The sequence below is a fragment of the Frankia canadensis genome (assembly GCF_900197875.1).
GTDB classification, from domain to species: Bacteria; Actinomycetota; Actinomycetes; order Frankiales; family Frankiaceae; genus Frankia; species Frankia canadensis.
On record NZ_FZMO01000468.1, the window covers coordinates 15,904 to 36,074 of the forward strand.

General features: G+C 73.7%; 14 protein-coding genes. 7 read left to right on the top strand and 7 right to left on the bottom strand.

The annotated features are described in order from the left end of the window. From secF to cutA, 5 genes are all read left to right on the top strand, one after another. Nucleotides 1-1,236, top strand: a complete 1,236-nt coding sequence (gene secF, locus C1A33_RS26290; RefSeq protein ID WP_101834249.1) for a protein translocase subunit SecF — start codon at nt 1-3, stop codon at nt 1,234-1,236. An 89-nt stretch (nt 1,237-1,325) separates the two neighbouring features. After that, nucleotides 1,326-1,895, top strand: coding sequence for an adenine phosphoribosyltransferase (locus C1A33_RS26295; protein WP_101834251.1), 570 nt, complete (start codon nt 1,326-1,328; stop codon nt 1,893-1,895). Nucleotides 1,896-1,977: 82 nt separating this feature from the next. Further along, the gene (locus tag C1A33_RS26300; protein WP_101834253.1) at nt 1,978-4,584 is read left to right on the top strand and encodes a RelA/SpoT family protein; all 2,607 of its coding nucleotides are present in this window, start codon (nt 1,978-1,980) and stop codon (nt 4,582-4,584) included. 21 nt (nt 4,585-4,605) lie between these two features. Next, a complete protein-coding gene (locus C1A33_RS26305; protein WP_101834255.1) occupies nt 4,606-7,401 on the top strand; it encodes a RelA/SpoT family protein in 2,796 nt (931 codons plus the stop codon). Nucleotides 7,402-7,926: 525 nt separating this feature from the next. Continuing rightward, nucleotides 7,927-8,256: a divalent-cation tolerance protein CutA gene (gene cutA / locus C1A33_RS26310; RefSeq protein WP_101834275.1), complete on the top strand. Its 330-nt coding sequence runs from the start codon at nt 7,927-7,929 to the stop codon at nt 8,254-8,256. A gap of 139 nt (nt 8,257-8,395) precedes the next feature. Here cutA and C1A33_RS26315 read toward each other — a convergent pair whose 3' ends face one another. Then, on the bottom strand, nt 8,396-9,904 hold the full coding sequence (locus tag C1A33_RS26315) for a helix-turn-helix domain-containing protein (RefSeq protein ID WP_101834257.1): 1,509 nt from the start codon (nt 9,902-9,904) through the stop codon (nt 8,396-8,398). 168 nt (nt 9,905-10,072) lie between these two features. Here C1A33_RS26315 and C1A33_RS26320 point away from each other — a divergent pair, with 168 nt between their 5' ends. Then, nucleotides 10,073-11,932, top strand: coding sequence for a DEAD/DEAH box helicase (locus tag C1A33_RS26320; protein WP_165818597.1), 1,860 nt, complete (start codon nt 10,073-10,075; stop codon nt 11,930-11,932). Between the two features lie 55 nt (nt 11,933-11,987). Here the strand turns inward: C1A33_RS26320 and C1A33_RS26330 are convergent, their stop codons facing one another. After that, complete coding sequence (locus tag C1A33_RS26330) at nt 11,988-12,848, bottom strand: peptidylprolyl isomerase (RefSeq protein WP_101834260.1); 861 nt, start codon at nt 12,846-12,848, stop codon at nt 11,988-11,990. A gap of 439 nt (nt 12,849-13,287) precedes the next feature. On the opposite strand from C1A33_RS26330, the gene serS reads away from it, so the two are divergent. Next, nucleotides 13,288-14,550, top strand: coding sequence for a serine--tRNA ligase (serS, locus tag C1A33_RS26335; RefSeq protein WP_101834262.1), 1,263 nt, complete (start codon nt 13,288-13,290; stop codon nt 14,548-14,550). On the opposite strand, the gene C1A33_RS26340 is transcribed toward serS, so the two are convergent. From C1A33_RS26340 to crtI, 5 genes are all read right to left on the bottom strand, one after another. Then, a complete protein-coding gene (locus C1A33_RS26340) occupies nt 14,523-15,545 on the bottom strand; it encodes a phytoene/squalene synthase family protein (protein ID WP_101834264.1) in 1,023 nt (340 codons plus the stop codon). The genes serS and C1A33_RS26340 overlap by 28 nt on opposite strands. 56 nt (nt 15,546-15,601) lie before the next feature. Then, nucleotides 15,602-16,561 (bottom strand): VWA domain-containing protein, encoded by a 960-nt coding sequence (locus C1A33_RS26345; RefSeq protein WP_101834266.1) that lies wholly within the window; start codon nt 16,559-16,561, stop codon nt 15,602-15,604. After that, entirely contained in the window at nt 16,558-17,559 is a 1,002-nt protein-coding gene (locus C1A33_RS26350) for a DUF58 domain-containing protein (RefSeq protein WP_101834268.1), read from the bottom strand. The genes C1A33_RS26345 and C1A33_RS26350 overlap by 4 nt, the downstream gene beginning before the upstream one ends. Then, nucleotides 17,556-18,680 carry an AAA family ATPase gene (locus tag C1A33_RS26355; RefSeq protein ID WP_101834270.1) on the bottom strand — a complete coding sequence of 375 codons (1,125 nt, stop codon included), beginning with the start codon at nt 18,678-18,680 and terminating at the stop codon, nt 17,556-17,558. Before C1A33_RS26355 ends, C1A33_RS26350 begins: the two co-directional genes overlap by 4 nt. 116 nt (nt 18,681-18,796) lie before the next feature. Beyond that, nucleotides 18,797-20,171, bottom strand: a 1,375-nt coding sequence (gene crtI, locus C1A33_RS26360) for a phytoene desaturase family protein (protein WP_101834272.1), incomplete at its 5' end; no start/stop codon positions are given.

Below are 20,171 nucleotides of genomic sequence, written 5' to 3' on the forward strand. Positions count from 1 at the left end.
ATGGCACTGCTCGCGCGGATCTACCGCAGCGACTTCCACGCCGACTTCGTCGGCCGCCGGCGGGTCTGGTACACGATGTCCGGCGTCATCATCGCGGTGTGCCTCGTCAGCATGATCTTCCGCGGCTTCTCCCTCGGCATCGAGTTCTCCGGCGGCGCGGTCTTCCAGCTTCCGAGCAACGGCGGCACGGTCGAGCAGGTCGACGAGACGCTGTCCAGCGTCGGGATCGACCCGGCCGACAGCGTCGTCCAGCAGCTGGAGACGTCGAAGCAGTTGCGCGTCCAGACCCGGACGCTGTCCGACCAGCAGACCGAAGCGCTGACGAACGCGCTGGCCAAGAAGTTCTCGGTGGCCAACCCGGATCGTGACATCGCCGTGTCGACGGTCGGCTCGTCGTGGGGCTCGACGATCACCAAAAAGGCGATCCAGGGCCTGGTCGTCTTCCTGATCCTGGTCGTGCTCTACCTGTCGATCAGGTTCGAGTGGAAGATGGCGCTGGCCGCGATGGCGGCACTCATCCACGACCTCGTCGTCACGATGGGCGTGTACTCGCTCGTCGGCTTCGAGGTGACGCCGTCGACGGTGATCGCCGTGCTGACCATTCTCGGCTTCTCGCTGTACGACACGGTGGTGGTGTTCGACCGCGTGCGCGAGAACACGGCGGGGATGGCGACCTCCACCAGGCGTACGTATGGCGAGGCGACGAACGACGCGCTCAACGAGACCCTGGTCCGCTCGCTCAACACCTCGCTGATCGCCCTCATCCCGGTGGCCTCGCTGCTGTTCGTCGGCGCTGGGCTGCTCGGGGCGGGCACACTGAAGGACCTCGCGCTCGCGCAGTTCGTCGGCATCGCCTCCGGTACCTACTCGTCGCTGTTCTTCGCCACGCCGCTGCTCGTCGACCTGCGGCGCCGTGACGAGGACGTGCGGGCCCTCGACGCGCGGGTCCTGCGAGAGCGGGCGCGGCGCGCGCGGACCGCCGCCACGGCGCAGCAGGAGGCTGCGGGGACGGTCCCGGCGACGGCGCCGCACACGGCGGTGGCGGTCGCGGACGGACCGGACGATGTCGACGATCCGCGCGACGGGCCCGGCCAGGGCTCGGGGCGGGAACCCGTGCCGGCCGGGGCGAACCTCGGCGGTGGTGTCCGACGGCCACCGCCGGCGGCCGCGGCCCGACGCGCCGGGGGTCGTAAACCCGGCCGGCGGGGGCGGCCGAGCGGTAAGAAACGTCGGTGAACCGGGCGCATCCCGGGTGCGGCCACGGCCGTTCCGGGCGCCCGGAGGAAGATTCTCCGGACTAGCCCGAAAGTGGGATGAGCAGGACGATGACGAGCATCGGCGAGGCGGCACCCGAGCGGTCCGCCACGAACGACGCGGCCGCCGACGTGTTGCGTGGCCACGTCCGGGACATCCAGGACTGGCCGCAGCCCGGAGTCGTGTTCAAGGACATCACCCCGCTGCTGTCGTCACCCGCCGCGTTCGGCGTGGTGATCGGCGCCTTCGCGGACGTGGCACGGGAGCGGGGCGCGACGACGATCGCGGGGATCGAGGCGCGCGGATTCCTGCTCGCCGCGCCCGTGGCCGACCGGGTCGGCGCCCGCCTGGTGCCGATCCGTAAGAAGGGCAAGCTGCCCGGCCCGACCCGCGGCGCCACCTACGACCTGGAGTACGGGACCGCCACCATCGAGATCCACGCCGACGCGGTGGGCCCGGGGGAGCGGGTGCTGCTGATCGACGACGTGCTCGCGACCGGCGGCACGGCCGCCGCGGCGCACGGCCTGCTCGCCGACGCCGGCGCCGACGTGGTCGGACTCGCCGTCCTCATGGAGCTGTCCTTCCTGGCCGGCCGGGAGCGTCTCGGCGCGGTCGATATCGTCACTCTTCTGACGATTTGATTCACTCTGGGCCTGGGCTGCGGAAGGCGGCCGGACGCGACGGCGTTAGGCTCGTTGTCTAGTCCCTACGCAGGAGCGGCCCGTGCCTGAGGCAGCCCCGGTGACCACCGGAGCGACGTCGCCCGCCGCCCCGACCAGGGAGTCGGGGTCGGCGGACGATGCCGCGCGCCCGGTTTCCACCGCTGCGAGCCGGGAGGCGTCGACGCCGGACGGCCGAGGCCTGGCGGCCACCCCACCCGCGGCTCCCGCGCGCGACGCGACCTCCGCGGCTCCCACGGCCAGCACCCCCGCCACCGCCACACCCGCCACACCCGGTGCCGACCTCGCCTCCGCGACCACCGCGGCGATGTCCGGGGACGACGGGTCGCCGGTGATTCCCCGGCTGGGGCATGAGTCGCCGCCGCTGCCGCGGCGCGTGCGCGGCCGGTTGTCCCGGCTGTCCACCCACCGGGCCACGCCGTCGTCCGCGCTCGATCCGGTTCTGCGCGGCCTGCTCGCGAACCACCCGCGGGCCGACATCACGCAGGTCCAGCGGGCCTTCGAGGTCGCCGACGCGGCCCACGCGGGCCAGGTGCGCTTCTCCGGCCACCTCTACATCACGCATCCGATCGCGGTGGCGAGCATCCTCGCGGATCTCGGCATGGACACGACGACGCTGTCGGCGGCGCTCCTGCACGACACGCTGGAGGAGACCTCCCTGACCCCGGAGGCGATCCGGGAGACCTTCGGGGACCAGATCGCGCTCATCGTCGACGCGGTCAGCAAGCTGAACCGGGTCAAGGTCGGCGAGGCGGCGCAGGCGGAGACGATCCGGCGGATGGTCGTGGCGATGGCCCGCGACCCCCGGGCGCTGGTCGTCAAGCTCGCCGACCGGCTGCACAACATGCGCACCCTGCGCTTCCTGCCCGAGCACAAGCAGGAGCGCAAGGCGCGCGAGACGCTGGAGGTGTACGCCCCGCTCGCGCACCGCCTCGGGATGAACTCGCTGAAGTGGGAGCTGGAGGACCTCGCCTTCGCGGCGCTGTACCCCAAGCGCTACGACGAGATCGTCCGGCTGGTGGCCGACCGTGCGCCCAGCCGAGACGTCTACCTCGCCGAGGTGATCGGGCAGGTGCAGTCCGGCCTGCGCGAGGCCCGGATCCGCGCGGTGGTCTCCGGTCGGCCGAAGCACTACTACTCGATCTACCAGAAGATGGTGGTGCGCGGCCGGTCGTTCGACGACATCTACGATCTGGTCGGCATCCGTGTCCTCGTCGACTCGGTGCGTGACTGTTACGCGACATTGGGTAATGTCCATGCGAACTGGAAGCCGATTCCTGGCCGGTTCAAGGACTACATCGCGATGCCCAAGTTCAACATGTACCAGTCGCTGCACACGACGGTCATCGGCCCGGAGGGCAAACCGGTCGAGCTGCAGATCCGCACGCACGCCATGCACAACCGGGCCGAGTACGGCATCGCCGCCCACTGGAAGTACAAGGAGGACGGCGTCGGCGCCCGGTCGTCGGCCGGCGTCGCGGAAAGCTCGCGCGCCACCCGCCGCCGCGGCGGCGGCCCGGAACCGGACCTCACCAGCTGGCTGCGCCAGGTGCTGGACTGGCAGCGCGAGACGGCCGATCCCGGCGAGTTCCTCGACAGCCTGCGCTTCGCCGCCGAGACCGACGAGGTCTTCGTCTTCACCCCGAAGGGCGACGTCATCCCGCTGCCGGCGGGCTCCACCCCGGTCGACTTCGCCTACGCGGTGCACACCGACGTCGGCCACCACTGCGTGGGCGCGCGGATCAACGGCCGGATCGCGGCGCTGGACACCCCGCTCGACAACGGCGACGCCGTCGAGGTCTTCACCTCCCGGGCGCACTCGGCCGGGCCGAGCGGGGACTGGCTGATGTTCGTCCGCTCGTCGCGGGCGCGGGCGAAGATCCGCCAGTGGCACGCGCGCGAGCGGCGCGAGGACGCGATCGTCGCCGGGCGCGACGCGATCGGCCGGGCGATGCGCCGCCACGGGCTGCCGCTGTCCCGGCTGATGAGCGGCGACGCACTGCTCGGGCTCGCCAAGGACATGCGCTACGCCGACGTGGCCGCGCTCTACGCGGCGGTGGGGGAGAACCACGTCAGCGCCGCGTCGGTGGTCTCGAAGCTCCTGGTGAGCCTCGGCGGCCCGGAGGGCGCCGAGGAGGACGTCGGCGAGACCGAGCTGCCGATCCGCACGCTGCGCCGCTCCACCGGCGAGCCCGGCGTCCTCGTCACCGGGGCGCCGGACGTGTGGACGAAGCTCGCCCGCTGCTGCGCGCCGATGCCGGGCGACGAGATCGCGGGCTTCGTCACCCGGGGCAAGGGCGTGTCGGTCCACCGCAGCGACTGCGCGAACCTCACCGGTCTGCGCGGCGGGCCGCACGACCGGCTCGTCGACGTCGAGTGGGCGCCGTCGTCGGGATCGGTGTTCCTCGCCGTCATCCAGGTGGAGGCGCAGGACCGGACGAAACTGCTGTCGGACGTCACCCGGGTGCTGTCCGACCGGCATGTGAACATCCTGTCCGCGTCGGTGGCCACCACCCGCGACCAGGTCGCGGTCAGTCGCTTCACCTTCGAGATGGGGGACGCGAAGCATCTCGGGAACATCCTGAGTGCGGTGCGGTCGCTCGACGGGGTCTACGACTGTTTCCGCGTCACGTCGGGCGTATCGGTCTAGCGAGACACAAGGGGGCGCGCCATGGACGCAGATACCGTGGGTGCGGGCCTGCCCGCCGGTGGTGGGCTGTCCCCGGCGCTGTCGAGGGCGGACGCCGACGACCCGTCGCGCGCCCTGTCCGCGGCGCGGCAGGCAAGCGTCCGCCTGGCCCACCTGGCCCGGCGGATGGCGACGCCGCGGATGTCGCAGGTGCCGCCAGAGCTGCGGGGCATCGTCGAGGCCCACCGCGACGTCCACCCCCGCGCCGACCTCGCGACCCTGGTGCACGCCTACGGCGTCGCCGAGCGGCTGCACGCCGGCCAGATGCGTCGCAGCGGTGATCCGTACATCAGCCACCCGCTGGCCGTCACCGAGGCCCTTGCCGAGCTCGGCGTCGACACCACCACCCTCGTCGCCGCGCTGCTGCACGACACGGTGGAGGACACCGGCTACTCCCTTGACGCCGTCACCGAGGAGTTCGGCGGCGAGGTCGCCAACCTCGTCGACGGCGTCACCAAGCTCGACAAGATGCGCTTCGGGGAAGCGGCCGAGGCCGAGACGCTGCGCAAGCTGATCGTCGCGCTCGCCCGGGACTACCGGGTGCTCGTCATCAAGATTGCCGACCGACTGCACAACATGCGCACGCTCGACTTCATGTCCCCGGCCAAGCAGGTGAAGATCTCCCGGGTCACGCTGGAGATCCTCGCCCCGCTGGCGCACCGGCTCGGGGTGAGCGTCATCAAGCGCGAGCTCGAGGACCGCGCCTTCGCCGTGCTGCATCCCGCCGAGCACGCCCGCATCGCCGCGATCGTCGACGAGTTCACCGCCGCCGAGCGTGAGAGCGACTCGGTCGGCGCCATGGTGACCCGGTTGCGCGGCGGGCTCGCCTCGGCGCGCATCGACGGCGAGGTCGCCGTCCGCGCCAGCCACCTGTTCTCGATCTACAAGCGGGCGCAGGAACGGGCCCGGCCGCCGCAGGACTACACCGACATCGTCCGGGTCCTCGTCCTCGTCGACGAGGTGACCGACTGCTACGCCGCGCTCGGCGTCATCCACGCACTGTGGCGACCCGTCCCGGGCCGGCTGCGCGACTTCGTCGCCACGCCGAAGTTCAACATGTACCAGTCGCTGCACACCACCGTCGTCGACGACGCCGGGCGCAGCATCGACATCCAGATCCGCACCCTTTCGATGCACCGGCTGGCCGAGACCGGCATCGTCGCCCGCCCGGTCGGGCCCGGCGCCGACGGTGCCCGGCTGGAGGGCCTGTCCTGGCTGCACAGCCTGCTGGACTGGCAGGAGGACACGGTCGACTCGGACGAGTTCCTCGAGTCGCTGTCCTCCGACCTGGAGTCCGACGAGGTGCTGGCCTTCACCCCCAAGGGGCGGATGATCGCGCTGCCGGCGAGGTCGTCACCGGTGGACGTCGCCTACGCGGTGCACACCGACATCGGCCACCGGGCCATCGGCGCGCGGGTCAACGGCCGGCTCGTGCCCCTGCACACCCGGCTCCGCAACGGCGACGTCGTCGAGATCCTCACCTCCAACCTGCCCGGAGCCGGCCCGTCGGAGGACTGGCTGCGTTTCGTGCGGACCTCTCGGGCACGGGTGCGCATCCGCCGCCGCCTCGCCCGCCAGCGCCGCGACGCGGCGAACGCCGCCATCCGCCAGGTCGGCGCCGACAGCGCGCCCGAGGGCGGTGTCGCGGCCGACGGCACCGCCGGCGAGGTCGCCGCCCAGCTCGCCGGCATCGACAGGTCGGCTGGCGGTGCCACCACCGGCACCGCGCCCCGCCCCGTCGCCGAGACCGCGACGGCGGCCGTCGACGGCACGACGGCGCACGGCACGACGGCGCACGGCACGCACGGCGAGGATGTCCGGGTCGGCGACGTCCCCGCCCACCCCACGGCCTCCGCCGCGGGTGTCGAGGACGCCCCCGCCGGTACCGCTGGGGTCGACAGCGCACTCGCGGCCGACCACGACCACGCCGCCGAGGACGAGGGGAACGCGGCCGGCCCGCCTGCCGGTGACCTGCCCGCCGCGGCCCGCGCCACGCCCGCGCCCCCCGCCGCTGCCGCGCCCACCGCGTGCGTCGCCACCGGACCCGCTACTGAACCCGCCCCCGGTGGGGGTGCGGCCCACGGTGCGCGCGACGACGCTGGCGCCGACGCCGTCGCCGCTGCCGGCGGTCCCGCGGCCGAGGGCCTGGAGGGCGTCACCGTGGCGGCCGGCCGTGGCGGCCGGCGCGCGGCGGGGCGCGATCGGGGCCGAGCGGTCGAGGGCGCCGCGTCGTCCCGGCAGGCACTTCGCCGGGGAGCGCCGAGCCTCGTCGCGGTGGTCGACGACGGCACGGGCACCCGCACACCGGTCCGCCTCGCCCGATGTTGCCTCCCGCTGCCGGGTGACGCCGTGGTCGGCCTCACCACCCATGGCAGCTCGGTCTCCCTGCACCGGTGCGAGTGCGCGAACGCGACCGAGGTGCGCGCCGAGCGGGAGCGGCTGACGGTCGCCGTCTGGTCGGCGCCGGACGTGGCGACGTTCCCCGCGGAGATCGGCGTCGAGGCCTTCGACCGGTACGGGCTGCTCGCCGACATCACCGAGGTGCTCTCGGAGACGTCGGTGTCCGTCCGCGCCGCCTCCACGGCGACCTCCGAGGACCGGGTCGCGCACGCCCGCTTCACCATCGAGGTGACCGGGCCCGGCCAGCTGGACGCGGTTCTCAGCGCCGTGCGTGGCGTCGGTGGCGTCTATGACAGCTACCGGGTGTGCCAGACCCAGCCGCCGGCGACGCCGGCGCGACGGACCAGCCGGGACGTGCAGCCGCCGACCCGGCACTGACCGGGCCGCGCGCGTTCCGCGCCAGGTCCGGTCGAGCAATGACCACGGAACCTACCGGAATCGTCCGATACTGGACATTGGCTGATTCGCAAGAGTGGTCGCCCGGCCACACAGTCATAACCCTTGCGGGCACATCCGGATGGTCCGTGCGGGATAACCCCCAAGGTGCCGTTCCGGTGACGCCGCGTCCCGCCGACACGGCCACCCGGATTTCCGCGCCTTGGCCCGGGCGGGCTCATTGCCGAGAAAGCATTTTTCGCCCGGCGACCCGGCGTGGCCGGCGCCGATGCGCGGTCGTGCCCGATCCGTCCTGCGCTCAGCGTGGTGTATCCACCCCGGAAAGTGCCCTCCACATCAACCCGCCGTTAACGGGTGGCACCGATACCCATCCGTTCCGGGTAGATAAGAGGTGGAATGTCTGAAGAAGAATACCGATGACACTTCTGGGTGCCAAAAAATCGACGGCCCAAGTGACCTGTCGATGTAGAGTATCGCGGGTATCCCCGTGTCCAGATGGGAGTGCGCATGGGTCACCTGCAGGTCATCGTGAGTATCGACTCCCGGGAAGGTGCAGAACGTATCGCCCGGGCCCTGGTGGAGGCTCGACTGGTCGCCTGTTTCCAGGTGCTCGGACCGATGCGGAGCATCTATCGCTGGAAGGGCGAGATCGAGCAGGCCGACGAATGGCTCTGTCTCGCGAAAACCACGACCGAGCGATTCGACGAGCTCCGCGAGCGGCTCGTCGTCCTGCACCCGTACGACAATCCTGAGATCATCGCCACCCCGATCGTCGCGGGCCACGCCGACTACCTGCAGTGGATCACGACGGAGACCGCTCCCACCGTGCGCAGCTGACGTCCGGTTTCCGCGCCGGCCCTGGCGGGGCCGGGGCGGCGACCGGACGTCGTGCCACCAGGCGGTCGTCCCACCCCGGCGCGGGTGGGACGATCCGCCGAGGCCGCGGGAGGGCGGTCCCGGCGAGATCGTCGGGCGGTCAGACCAGGGCGCGCAGCTGGTCGTCCAGGTCGCGCACGGCCGCGGTGTGCTGCCAGGGCCGCAGGTGCTCCCGGGTACGGCGGATGCGGGAGAGGCCGAGCGAGAAGTCCGTCTGCGCCACGATCGCGAGCGACTCGGCCGCGAAGTGACAGGCCGCCTCGATCTCGCGGCGCTGGATGTGCACCTCGGCGATGTCGCTCATCAGCAGCGACCGCTTCTTCGTGGCGCCGGGGCCCGACGCGCGTAGCGCCTCGGTGGCCGCGGCGTAGGCCGCCGCCGGGCGGCGCAGCCGGGTGTAGGTGGTGACCTTCAGACCGTCCAGGCGGCCGCGGTCGAAGAACTGGGTCCAGACCCGGCCGCCGTCGTTCTCACCGCGCTCGAAGGCGTCCTGGGCCCGGTCGAGCGCGGCGAGCGCCGCCCGGCCCTCCCCGCGCGCGGCCTGCTCCTCGGCCTCCCGGGCGGCGAGCCACGCCCGGGTCATCACCGTGCTGCCGCCCGCGGCCCGCCGCTGGGCCTCGCCGAGCAGGGCGCAGGCCTGGTCGTGCCGGCCCTGGCTGGCCGTCTGGTAGCTCTCGTAGCCCAGCACGCAGGCCCACAGCCCGTGGTCGTCGGCGTCGCGGGCCGCCTCGATCGCGACCCGGTAGTAGGCCACCGTCGCGGGCAGGTCGTTCATGTCGAAGGCCAGCCAGCCGGCCAGCGCGGCGGTCTCGCCGGCGGTGGACGTCAGCGACCGGCGCACCGGCGAGCGACCGGTGGACTCCAGCAGCTGGGTGATCCGGCCGAGATGCTCGGTGACCCGCTGCATGAGGACGCGGGCCGGCACCCGCTCCTCCAGGCCGTACAGCCCCGCCGTGCGCTGGCCGAGCTCCTCGGCGAGCTCGGGGGTGACCGTGGCGCGCCGGCGCAGCGCCGCGGAGAGCCGCTCCCAGGGCGGACAGTCGGCCCCCGCGGTCATCGGGACCACCGCGACACCGCCGGCGGCGGCGAGCAGGCGCAGTACGTCGCGCCGTTCCACGGGAATGCCATTCGGGTCGATCACGGCGCTGTCGGCGTGCAGAACCAGCGTGCTGCCGGGCGTCACCTCGCGGCCCGTGGGGCGCTCCCCGCCGGCGGCCGCCGGCGCCATACCCCGGCCCATTCCCGGGTGCATTGCCGCGCCGCCCGGCGGCAGCGCCTCGTCGTCCACGAAACCGAGTTCGACCGACGACCGGCCGAATAGGGCCCGCAGCAGCCGCTGATAACGCAGGCTTGGTTTCTTGTCGCCCTTCTCCCACTTGCAGATCATGTTTCCGGTCACCCCGGCCTCGCGGCCCTCGTGGATGACGGAGAAGCGGCGGATCTCGGTGGCGAGCCGTTCCTGCGACCAGCCTCGCTCCTCCCGGCTCAGGCGCAGCCGCGCGTTCGGCGTGCGGGTAGCCTGACCGCGGACCGTACGGGCGCCGTCGGAAGACAAGCCGGCGGCCGCGGGCGTCCGAGAAGGTACCGAAGGACCGGTCGTGAGCTGCATCGGGGCCTCCGAAGTCAATCGGTTGACTCCTGGAGCTTAACCCTCTGTGAGATAAGACGGTCATACTGTCCGTGGTCCCTTCGGGACCAGTTCCGGGAAGAATGTGGTCCTGGTGGCACGCGGGCGGGCTGCGCGCCACCGCCGGCCGCCGCCTTCTACAGTGAGTGGGTGAGAGCCGGACCCCTCGACCGACGTCCTCGCCAGCCCGGATCCGGAGCTCCCGCGCGGCCCCTGCGCGCGTGGCAGCGCGCGGCGCTGGAGGTGTACCAGGCCCGCACCTCCTCGGGCGCGCGTGACTTCCTTGCCGTGGCCACGCCGGGCGCGGGCAAGACGACCTTCGCCCTGCGGGTCGCCGCCGACCTGCTGGCCGCCGGCGAGATCAGCCGGATCACGGTCGTCGCCCCGACCGAGCATCTCAAGCGCCAGTGGGCGGCCGCGGCCGCCGAGGTCGGCATCGACCTCGACCCGGACTTCCGCAACTCCGCCGGGGCGACCTCGTCCGACTACACCGGCGTCGCCGTCACCTACGCGCAGGTCGCGGCCCATCCGGCGCTGCACCGGGCGCGCACCGCCGCCCGGCGCACCCTCATCGTCCTCGACGAGATCCACCACGCCGGTGACGCGCTGTCCTGGGGCGAGGCCGTGCGTGAGGCGTTCGCCCCGGCCGCTCGCCGCCTCGCCCTGACCGGAACGCCGTTCCGCTCGGACGTCAACCCGATCCCGTTCGTCACCTACCTGCCGGGCCCCGACGGCGTCCTGCGCAGCGTCGCGGACTCCTCCTACGGCTATGCCGACGCGCTGCGCGACGGGGTCGTGCGCCCGGTCCTCTTCCTCGCCTACTCGGGGGAGATGTCGTGGCGCACCAGCGCGGGCGCGGAGCTGACGGCCCGGCTCGGCGAACCGCTGACCGGGGAGCAGACCGCCGCCGCCTGGCGCACCGCGCTGGACCCCAAGGGCGACTGGATGCCCGCCGTCCTCGCCGCCGCCGACACCCGGCTGTCGCAGGTGCGCGGGGGCGGCATGCCCGACGCGGGCGGCCTGGTCATCGCCACCGACCATGCCGCGGCCCGCGCCTACGCGGGCCTGCTCGCCCGCATCACCGGGGCCTCACCCACGCTGATCCTCTCCGACGACCCGACCGCGTCGTCGAAGATCGACACGTTCCGCCGGTCGGAGGCCCGCTGGATGGTGGCCGTGCGGATGGTCAGCGAGGGCGTCGACGTCCCCCGCCTCGCGGTCGGCGTGTACGCCACCTCCGCCTCGACGCCGCTGTTCTTCGCCCAGGCCGTCGGCCGGTTCGTGCGCGGGCGCGGGCGGGGCGAGACGGCCTCGGTGTTCCTGCCCAGCGTGCCGTCGCTGCTGGGGCTCGCCGGGGAGATGGAGGTCCAGCGCGACCACGCGCTGGAGAAGTCCCCCCGCGACCCGGACGCCTTCGACGACGACGCGCTGCGCGAGGCCAACCGGCGCCGCGACGCCCCCGACCAGCCCGACACGCTGTTCACGGCGCTTGGCTCGTCCGCCCACCTCGACCGGGTGATCTTCGACGGCGGCGAGTTCGGGACGCCGGCGCCCGCGGGCTCCGTTGAGGAGGAGGACTTTCTCGGCCTTCCCGGCCTGCTCGAGCCCGACCAGGTCGCCGTCCTGCTGCGCCAGCGGCAGGCCGCCCAGCAGGCCGCCGCGCGCCGCGACGCCGCCCGCGCCACCACCGAGCAGGCCACCGCCGTCCCCGCGGCCCGGGCCGGCACGGAAGCGGCCGGCGGTATGGGTGGCGCCGGTACGGCCGCGGGTGGCGGGGGTGCGGGTGGCAAGGGTGCGGCCGTGGAGGAGATCCGGCCCAAGCACGAGGTCATCGGCGAGCTGCGCCGCGAGCTGAACCGGCTGGTCGGCGCGCACTTCCATCGCACCGGCAAGCCGCATGGCATGATCCACGCCGAGCTGCGCCGGTCCTGCGGCGGGCCGCCGAGCGGCCAGGCCACCGCCGCCCAGCTCCAGGCCCGCATCGACACCATCCGCCGCTGGGGCGGCTAGCGACGGGACGAACCCGCCGCCCGCCCGTGGTCCGGCCGGGCGGCGGGCCCGCGGGTCAGGCGCCCTGGGTGATGGTGATGGAGAGGATCTTGGCCTTGCTGGCGGGGGCGCCGTCGGAGCCGCCGCCCTCGATGCCCGGCCTGGTGAGCTTGTCGAGGACGTCCAGGCCCTCGGTGATCTTGCCGAAGACGGTGTAACCGCCGGCGAGGGCGGCCGCGCCGTCCTTCGTGGGGTTGGCGTAGTTGATGAAGAACTGGCTGCCGTTGCTGTCCGGGGCGGAGCTGTGCGCCATGGCGAGCACCCCGCGGTCATAGGTGACGCCCTCGGTGTTCTCGTTGGCGTAGCCGTAGCCCGGGCTGCCGCTGCCGGTGCCCGTCGGGTCGCCGCACTGCAGCACGGAGATGCCGGCCTCGGTGCCGCCCGTCTGGCGGTGGCAGACGGTGTCGTCGTAGTACCTGGACTGGGCCAGGGTGAGCAGCGCGTGCACCGTGCAGGGCGCCTTCGCCGCGTCGAGGCTCGCCGTCATCGTCCCGGCGCTCGTGGTGATCACCATCGTGGCGGGGGAGGTGTCGACGGACCCGGCCGCCTTCGGCAGGGCGGCCCCGCGGGCCGGCGTCTCGCCGTTGGCGGTGTAGACGCACCTGCCGACCTTGCTCGTGGCCGCGGCGGCGGCCGACGGGGCGGCCGACGGGTTCCCCGCGTCGGTGGGTGAGCTCGCCGTGTCGGAGTCGTGGTTCTGGCCGGTGAGCAGGATCGCGGCGATCGCTGACGCCGCGACCACCACGGTCACGAATCCGGCCACGATCGCCAGCCGCTGCTGGCGGCGGCGATGCGCGTCGCGCCGCCGCTGGGTCTGCCGGGCCGCCCGGGCCTCGGCCAGCTCACGCTGCCGTCGTTCCCTCGAACTGGTCGCCACCGTCGCCGGCCTCCTCGACTCTTCGCGTGTGGGGCGGCCCCTCGGTGCCGGGACGACCCTGACAGACGACGGGGCGGCCCCGGGACGCCGGGCCCCGGAGCCCGGGTGGATTGCGTACCCGGGCGGTTCCGCCAGCCCGCCGGGCGGACGGATGTGGTCTGTGCACCGTAACCGGTCGACGTGGCCCCATGGCCGCACGGTCCGGGGCGGGTCGACGTCATGGTGCGGCGTCCGAGCCTCGCACCCGAGCATGCGCGCGTGACCTGTGGCGCGGCTTGCGGCCCTGCGGAGTCGTCGCGGAGGGCTGATAGCGTGGCTGTCAAGGTGCGGTGCGGCACCGAACGCCGCGCCATGGACGTGCCGCGCCATGGACGTGCCGCGCCATGGACGTGCCGCGCCATGGACGTGCCGCGGAATCTATCAGGGGCTGACGCGTTTCATGCTCGACAAGCGGTTCATCCGGGACAACCCGCAGGCCGTCAAGGACGCCGTCGCGGCCAAGGGACTCGACCTGGATGTCGACGAGCTGCTCCAGCTCGACCAGGACAATCGCAAGCTGCAGTTCGAGGTCGACACGGCGCAGGCCACCCGGCGCAGCTTCTCCAAGCAGTTCGCCAAGGCGGACGAGGCCCGCCGCGCGGAGTTGCGCGCCGAGCACGAGGCGTTCGACGGCCAGCTCCGGGAGCTGCGCGAGCGGCTGGCCCAGAGCGGCGCCCGGCTCGCCGAGCTGATGCTGCAGACGCCGACCATCCCCTGGTCGGGCGCGCCGGTGGGGCCGGACGAGTCGGCGAACGTCGTGCTGCGCACCGTCGGCACCCCGCCGGAGTTCGACTTCACCCCGCTGGACCACACCGAGCTGGCCGAGCGCCGCGGCTGGGCCGAGTTCGCCCGTGCCCGTCGGGTGGCCGGCGAGCGCGCGTACGCGCTGGTCGGCGACCTGGTGATGCTGGAGCGCGCGGTGCACTCCTACGCGCTCGACCTGCTGCGGGGCAGGGAGTTCACCCCGGTCTCGGTGCCCGCGCTGGTCCGCGAGGAGCCGCTGGTCGGCACCGGGATGCTACCCAAGGCCCGGGAGGAGATCTACGCCATCCCGGCCGACGACCTGTACCTGGCCGGCACCGCCGAGGTCGCGCTCGTCGGCCTGCACGCCGGGGAGATCCTCGACGCCGACCGGCTGCCGCTTCGCTACGCCGGCATCGCGCCGAGCTTCCGCCGCGAGATCGGCAGTGCCAGCCGGGACGTGCGTGGCCTGCTGCGGGTGCACCAGTTCGAGAAGGTCGAGATGTTCGTGCTCTGCGCCGCCGACGAGGCCGAGTCGGCCCGCTGGCACGCCGAGCTGCTCGCCACCGCCGAGCGCATCCTGACCGACCTCGGCCTGTGCTACGAGGTGGTCGAGTGCGCCACCGGCGACATGGGCGTCGGCAAGTTCCGGATGAACGACATCAACACCTGGTTCCCGTCGCTGGGCCGCTTCCGCGAGACGCACAGCTGCTCGACCCTGCATGACTGGCAGGCCCGCCGGGCGAACCTGCGCTACCGCGACGCCGACGGCACGATCCGCTTCGCCCACACGCTGAACAACACCGCCGTGGCCACCCCGCGGCTGCTCGCCGCGTTGCTGGAGAACTTCCAGACCGCGGACGGCCAGCTCCGGGTGCCCGAGGTGCTGCGGCCCTACCTGGGCGGCCGCGAGCTGATCTGAGCGCCGCCGCGCGCGGCGCCGGCGGCATGGTCGTCGCGGTGCCGGCGGTGGGCGCGGGTGGCCCGGACCAGCGCCGGCCCCGCCACCGCGAGACGGCGCGGCACGCTCACCGACACCCGCCGTTCGAGCACCCGGTAGTCGGCGCGCTCCACCTCGTCGAGGATGGCGCGGTAGAGAACCAGCGCGGTACGCATGCAGTCCCGTGAGGTGGGATGCAGCAGCCGGATCCCGGGCTCCGCAGCGCGGAACAGCTCCCGGGCCCGGCTGATCTCGAACGCCAGCAGCCGGCGCACCGGGCCGTCCACGACGCCCGCGGCCAGGTGCTCCCGGGTGACGCCGAACAGGTCCAGCGACGTCGCGGGCAGGTACACCCGGCCGCGGTGCAGGTCCTCGCCGACGTCCCGGACGAAGTTGGCGAGCTGGAAGGCGAGGCCGAGGTCGCGTGCGTAGGGCAGCGCGCTGTCGTCCACCGGCTCGAGCAGCGGCACCATCTGCAGCCCGATGACCGCCGCGGAGCCGTGCATGTAGACGAGCAGGTCCTCCCAGGTCTCGTAGCCATCCACCGTCAGGTCCATCGCCATGGAGGCGAGGAACGCGTCGAAGTGGTCGGGGTCGAGCCCGAAGCGGCGGACCGTGTCGACCGTCGCCGGCAGCACCGACACCCCGCCCGTCGCCGCGTCGCTGGACGGTGCGAGGTCGGCGTCGACGGTCTCGGCGCGGGTGCCCTCGCGCAGGGCGGTGACGAACCGCTCGCCCCAGGCCCGCAGCAGCGCGGCCCGCTCGGCGCCGGTCAGTGCCGAGTCCAGGTCGTCGACGATGTCGTCGGCGTGGCGGGCGAAACCGTACAGGGCGTGCACGTGCGGCCGCTTCCAGGCGGGCAGCAGCAGCGTCGCGAGGTAGTAGGTGCGGCCGTGGGCGGCGTGCAGGGCACGGGCCTGGCGGTAGGACGCGCGCAGGCGCGGATCGTCGATCCCGGCGGCGTCGAGCTCCCTCACGTCGCCGCAGCGTATCCGCCCCGCGGGCGCCCCCCGGAGCGGGGTCGTCCGCCGGTTCAGGGCAGGCGGGAGGTGAAGGCCAGCGAGGTGGCTGCGGCGGCGAAGCCCAGGGCCAGGGACAGGCCCAGGAACCAGGTGGTGACCTCGCGGTACTCGGTGCGGTAGCCGATGGAGCTGCCGAGGCTGCGGTACACCGAGCGCAGCTCGTCGCCGCTGGCCGCGCGATGGTAGGAGCCGTCGGTCCGGTCGGCGATCTCGTGCAGCGCCTGCTCGTTGACCGGGACCGGTACCTCCTGGCCGCCGACGTCCAGCGTGCCGCCCGGGGTGCCATACGCGATGGTGTCGACGGGCACGTGGGCCCGCTTGGCCGCGTCGATGGCCTGGGAGTTCGGCCGGCCGCGGGTGGTCTCGCCGTCGGAGAGCAGGACGACGGCGGCCGGCGGCGGGCTCTGCCCGGCGTCGGACAGCCGCCTGCTGGTGGTGGTGATGGCCTGCAGGGACGCGAACACGCCCTCGCCGATCGCCGTGGCGGGGCCGAGCTGCAGGCCGCGGATACCGGCGCGGACCGACTCGCGGTCGGTGGACGCCGGGACCAGCACCGTCGCGCTGCCGGCGAAGGCGACCAGGCCGAGGTTGATCCGCGGCGGGAGCCGGTCGACGAACGCCTCAGCGCCCTGCTTGGCCGCCTCCAGCCGGGTCGGCGCGATGTCGGTGGCCGCCATCGAGTTCGACACGTCGATCGCCAGGACGATCGTCGCCCGCTCCCGCGGGACCCGCTCGGCCCGGGCCGGGCGGGCCAGCGAGAACACCAGCCCGGCGAGGGTGAGCAGCAGCAGCGCGGCCGGGACGTGCCGGCGCCACCACTGCGGACGCCGCGGCAGCACCGACGCGAGCACCGACGTGGACGACAGCCGCGCCGCGTACACCCGGCGGCGGGCGGCCACCACGACGTAGGCGGCCAGCAGCGCGCCGACGGCCAGGTACAGCCACAGCCAGTGGCCGGCGAGGAAGCTCACCGGGCGGCCGCCTGGACCGGCGGGCGGCGGGCGGCGCCGCGGGCGCGCCGGTTCGCCGACGCGAACCGGACGACGTCGACGAGCCAGTCGGAGTCGGTGCGCAGCACCAGATGGTCGGCGCCGGCCCGGCGCAGCGCGAGCCCCACCTCGCGGCGATGCGCGGCGGCGGCGGCCGCGTACCGCTCCCGCAGCCGGCGCGACGAGGTGGGCACCTCATAGAAGGCGCCGGTCTCCGCGTCGACGACGGGCAGCAGGCCGACGGCGGGCAGGGCGAGCTCCAACGGGTCGAGGATCTCGACGGCGAGCACCTGGTGGCGCGCGCCGAGCACCCGCAGCGGACGCTGCCAGCCGAGGTCGGTGGACTGGAAGTCGGTGATGACGACGGCGAGCCCGCGCCGGCGCGGCGGACGCAGCAGCGCCTGCACGGCGGTGGCGAGGTCCGTCGCCGCGGCCGGCTCGGGACGCCGCGCCGGCCGGCTGTGTGCGCCGCGGGGCAGCGCCAGCAGGGTGCGCAGCAGCGCCCGCAGGCCGGCCCGGCCAGGCCGGGCGGGGATCACGCGGGTGCCGTCCTGGGTGAGCGCGACCGCGCCCATCCGGTTGCCGGTGCGGGCGGTGAGGAAGCCGACGGCGGCGGTCGCGGCGACCGCCAGGTCACGTTTCTCCCAGGCGCCGGTGCCGAACTCGGCGCTGGCGGTGAGGTCGACCAGCGCCCAGGTCTCCAGCTCGCGGTCGGCGATGAGGTCGTGCACGTGCGGGACGGTGGTGCGGGCGGTGACGGCCCAGTCCATCCGGCGCACGTCGTCGCCGACGGTGTACTCCCGGCTCTCGGCCTTCTCGCTGCCGTGGCCGGGCAGCAGCCCGAGATGGTCGCCGAGCAGCATGCCGTCGAGGCGGCGCAGCACGGTGAGCTCGAGGCGGCGCAGCGTGCGCTCCACCGCCGGGTCGGTGCCCCCGACCGGTGCGGCCGAGGCCGCCCGGTTCGCCGGGACCGGGCTCACGGCGTCGAGCCGCGGTCGAGGTACTCGGGGAAGCCCGAGCGGGGGTTCGCGCCCCAGCCGCCGGTGAGCGGGCCGGTGGGATGGGCGGTCTGCTGCGGGTAGGGGCCCTGCTGGCGCGGCGCCACCTGCGGCGGCTGGACGGCCTCGAGGATCCGCGCGGCGATCGCGTCGGCGGACAGCCCCTCGGCCAGCGCCTCGTAGGACAGCACGAGCCGGTGCGGCAGCACGTCCAGGGCGACGGCGGTGACGTCGTCGGGCACCACGTAGTCGCGCCCGCGCAGCAGGCCGAGCGCGCGGGCCGCGGCGACCAGACCCAGGGAGGCCCGCGGCGAGGCGCCGTAGGCGAGGTGGCCGGTGAGCTCCGGCAGCCCGGCCTCGGCCGGCGCGCGGGTGGCGAGCACGAGGCGCACCGCGTACTCGATGATCGCGTGGTGGACGAACATGCTGTCGACCCGGTCCTGCAGCCGCGACAGCGCCCGCGGGTCGAGGATCCGCTCGGGGGCGGGCGGCGAGACGCCCATCCGCCGCACGATCTCCAGCTCCTCGGCCGGGCTGGGGTAGGGCACGGTGACCTTCATCAGGAACCGGTCGCGCTGGGCCTCGGGCAGCGGGTAGACGCCCTCGGACTCGATCGGGTTCTGGGTGGCGAGCACCAGGAACGGCCGGGGCAGCGGATGCGTGGCCCCGCCGAGGGAGACCTGTTTCTCCGACATGATCTCCAGCAGCGCCGACTGCACCTTGGCGGGTGCCCGGTTGATCTCGTCGGCGAGCACGAAGTTCGCGAACACCGGCCCGAGTTCGACGTCGAACGCCTCCTGGGTGGCCCGGTAGATGCGGGCGCCGACGATGTCGGAGGGAACCAGGTCGTTGGTGAACTGGATCCGGACGAACGACCCGCCGACGACCGTCGCCAGCGTCTGCACCGCGAGCGTCTTCGCCACGCCGGGCACGCCCTCCAACAGGCAGTGCCCGCGGGCGAGCAGCGCGACGAGCATCCGCTCGATCATCCGGTCCTGGCCGACGATCACCTTCTTGATCTCGAAGAGGGCGCGTTCGAGCAGGGCCGCGTCCGTGGTGGTGTCCGGGACGGCGAGGCCGGCCGGGCTGAGCCCTTCGTCCATGACCGCATTCTCCCAGCCGCGTCGCGAAACGGGGAACCAAAGGACTCGGCACGGCGCGGTCCGAAGCCACTTCTAAGCCGCTGTTCAGGAACTTTACGATTCTCCGCCGCTGTCCGTCAGCGCTGCGCCCGCGAACGGTAATGACGATCGGGGCCCAGGATCCGTTCCGCGGCGAGCCGGCCGGAGACGAGCACCATCGGTACCCCGACCCCCGGCCGGGTACCGCTGCCGGCGAACACCACGTTCGCGAGTCCCGGCGCCAGGTTCGACGGCCGGAACGGGCCGGTCTGGCGGAAGGTGTGCGCCGCGGCGAACGGCGCGCCCGCCGCCATCCCGCGTGCCCGCCAGTCGGCCGGGGTGGTCACCGCCTCCACCTCGATCGCGGCGTCCAGTCCCGGGTAGCCGCGGCGCTCGCAGGTGGCCACGACCTCGTCGCGGTAGCGCTCGCGCAGCACCGACCAGTCCAGCGGCGCGGTGAGGTTCGGCGTCGGGAACAGCACGTAGTACGCGTGGGCGCCCGCCGGGGCCATCGCCGGCTCGCTGAGCGAGGGGGTGCTGACCAGGAACGACGGGTCGCTCATCAGCTCCCCGCGGTCGATGATCTCGCGGAACGTGCGCCGCCAGGCGTGGCCGAAGTGGATGGTGTGGTGTGCGGTGTGCGGGTAGTCCACCCGGGCGCCGGCGAGCAGCAGGAAGCACGACGGCGAGTAGCGCAGCCGGCGCAGCCGGGCCGGCGCCGCCCCGGGGGGCAGCAGGTCGGTGTACGCGACCGGAAGGTCCGGGTTGAGCACCACGACGTCGGCGGCGATCCGCTCGCCGGCCGCGGTGTGCACCGCCACCGCCCGTCCGCCGCGCACCTCGACCCGGGTCACCGTCGTCTCGTAGCGCAGCGTGACGCCGTGCTTGGCCGCCGCTCCCGCCAGCGCCTCGGCGACGGCGTGCATCCCCCCGCTGGGGTGGTACACCCCGGCGACGCAGTCCATGTAGGAGATGACGGCGTACAGGGCCAGCGCGTCGTGCGGGGCGAGACCGGCGTACATCGCCTGGAAGGAGAACATCCGCTGCGTGCGCGGGTCGTGCAGGTAGCGCCCGACGACCGGGGCGAGCCGGCGGAAGCCGCCGAGTGCCGCGAGCCGGGCCAGCTGCGGGCGCAGCAGCGCCAGCGGCGAGTCGACCTGCGCGTCGATGAAGGTCGTCAGCTGGGTGCGGAACATCTGGGTCACCAGGGCGACGAACCGCTCGAAGCCGGCCGCCTCCGCCGGCCCGCACAGCGCCCGGATCTCCGCGGCCGTGTCGGCGGGATCGGCGCGCACGTCCAGCGACGAGCCGTCGGCGAAGAACGCCCGGTACATCGGGTCGAGCCGGGTGAGCGTCAGCCAGCGGTCGAGGTCCTCGCCGACGCAGTCCAGGGCGTCGGCGATCAGCTCGGGCATGGTCAGCACCGTCGGCCCGGTGTCGAACCGGTAGCCGCCGAGCGTGAGCGTGCCCGCC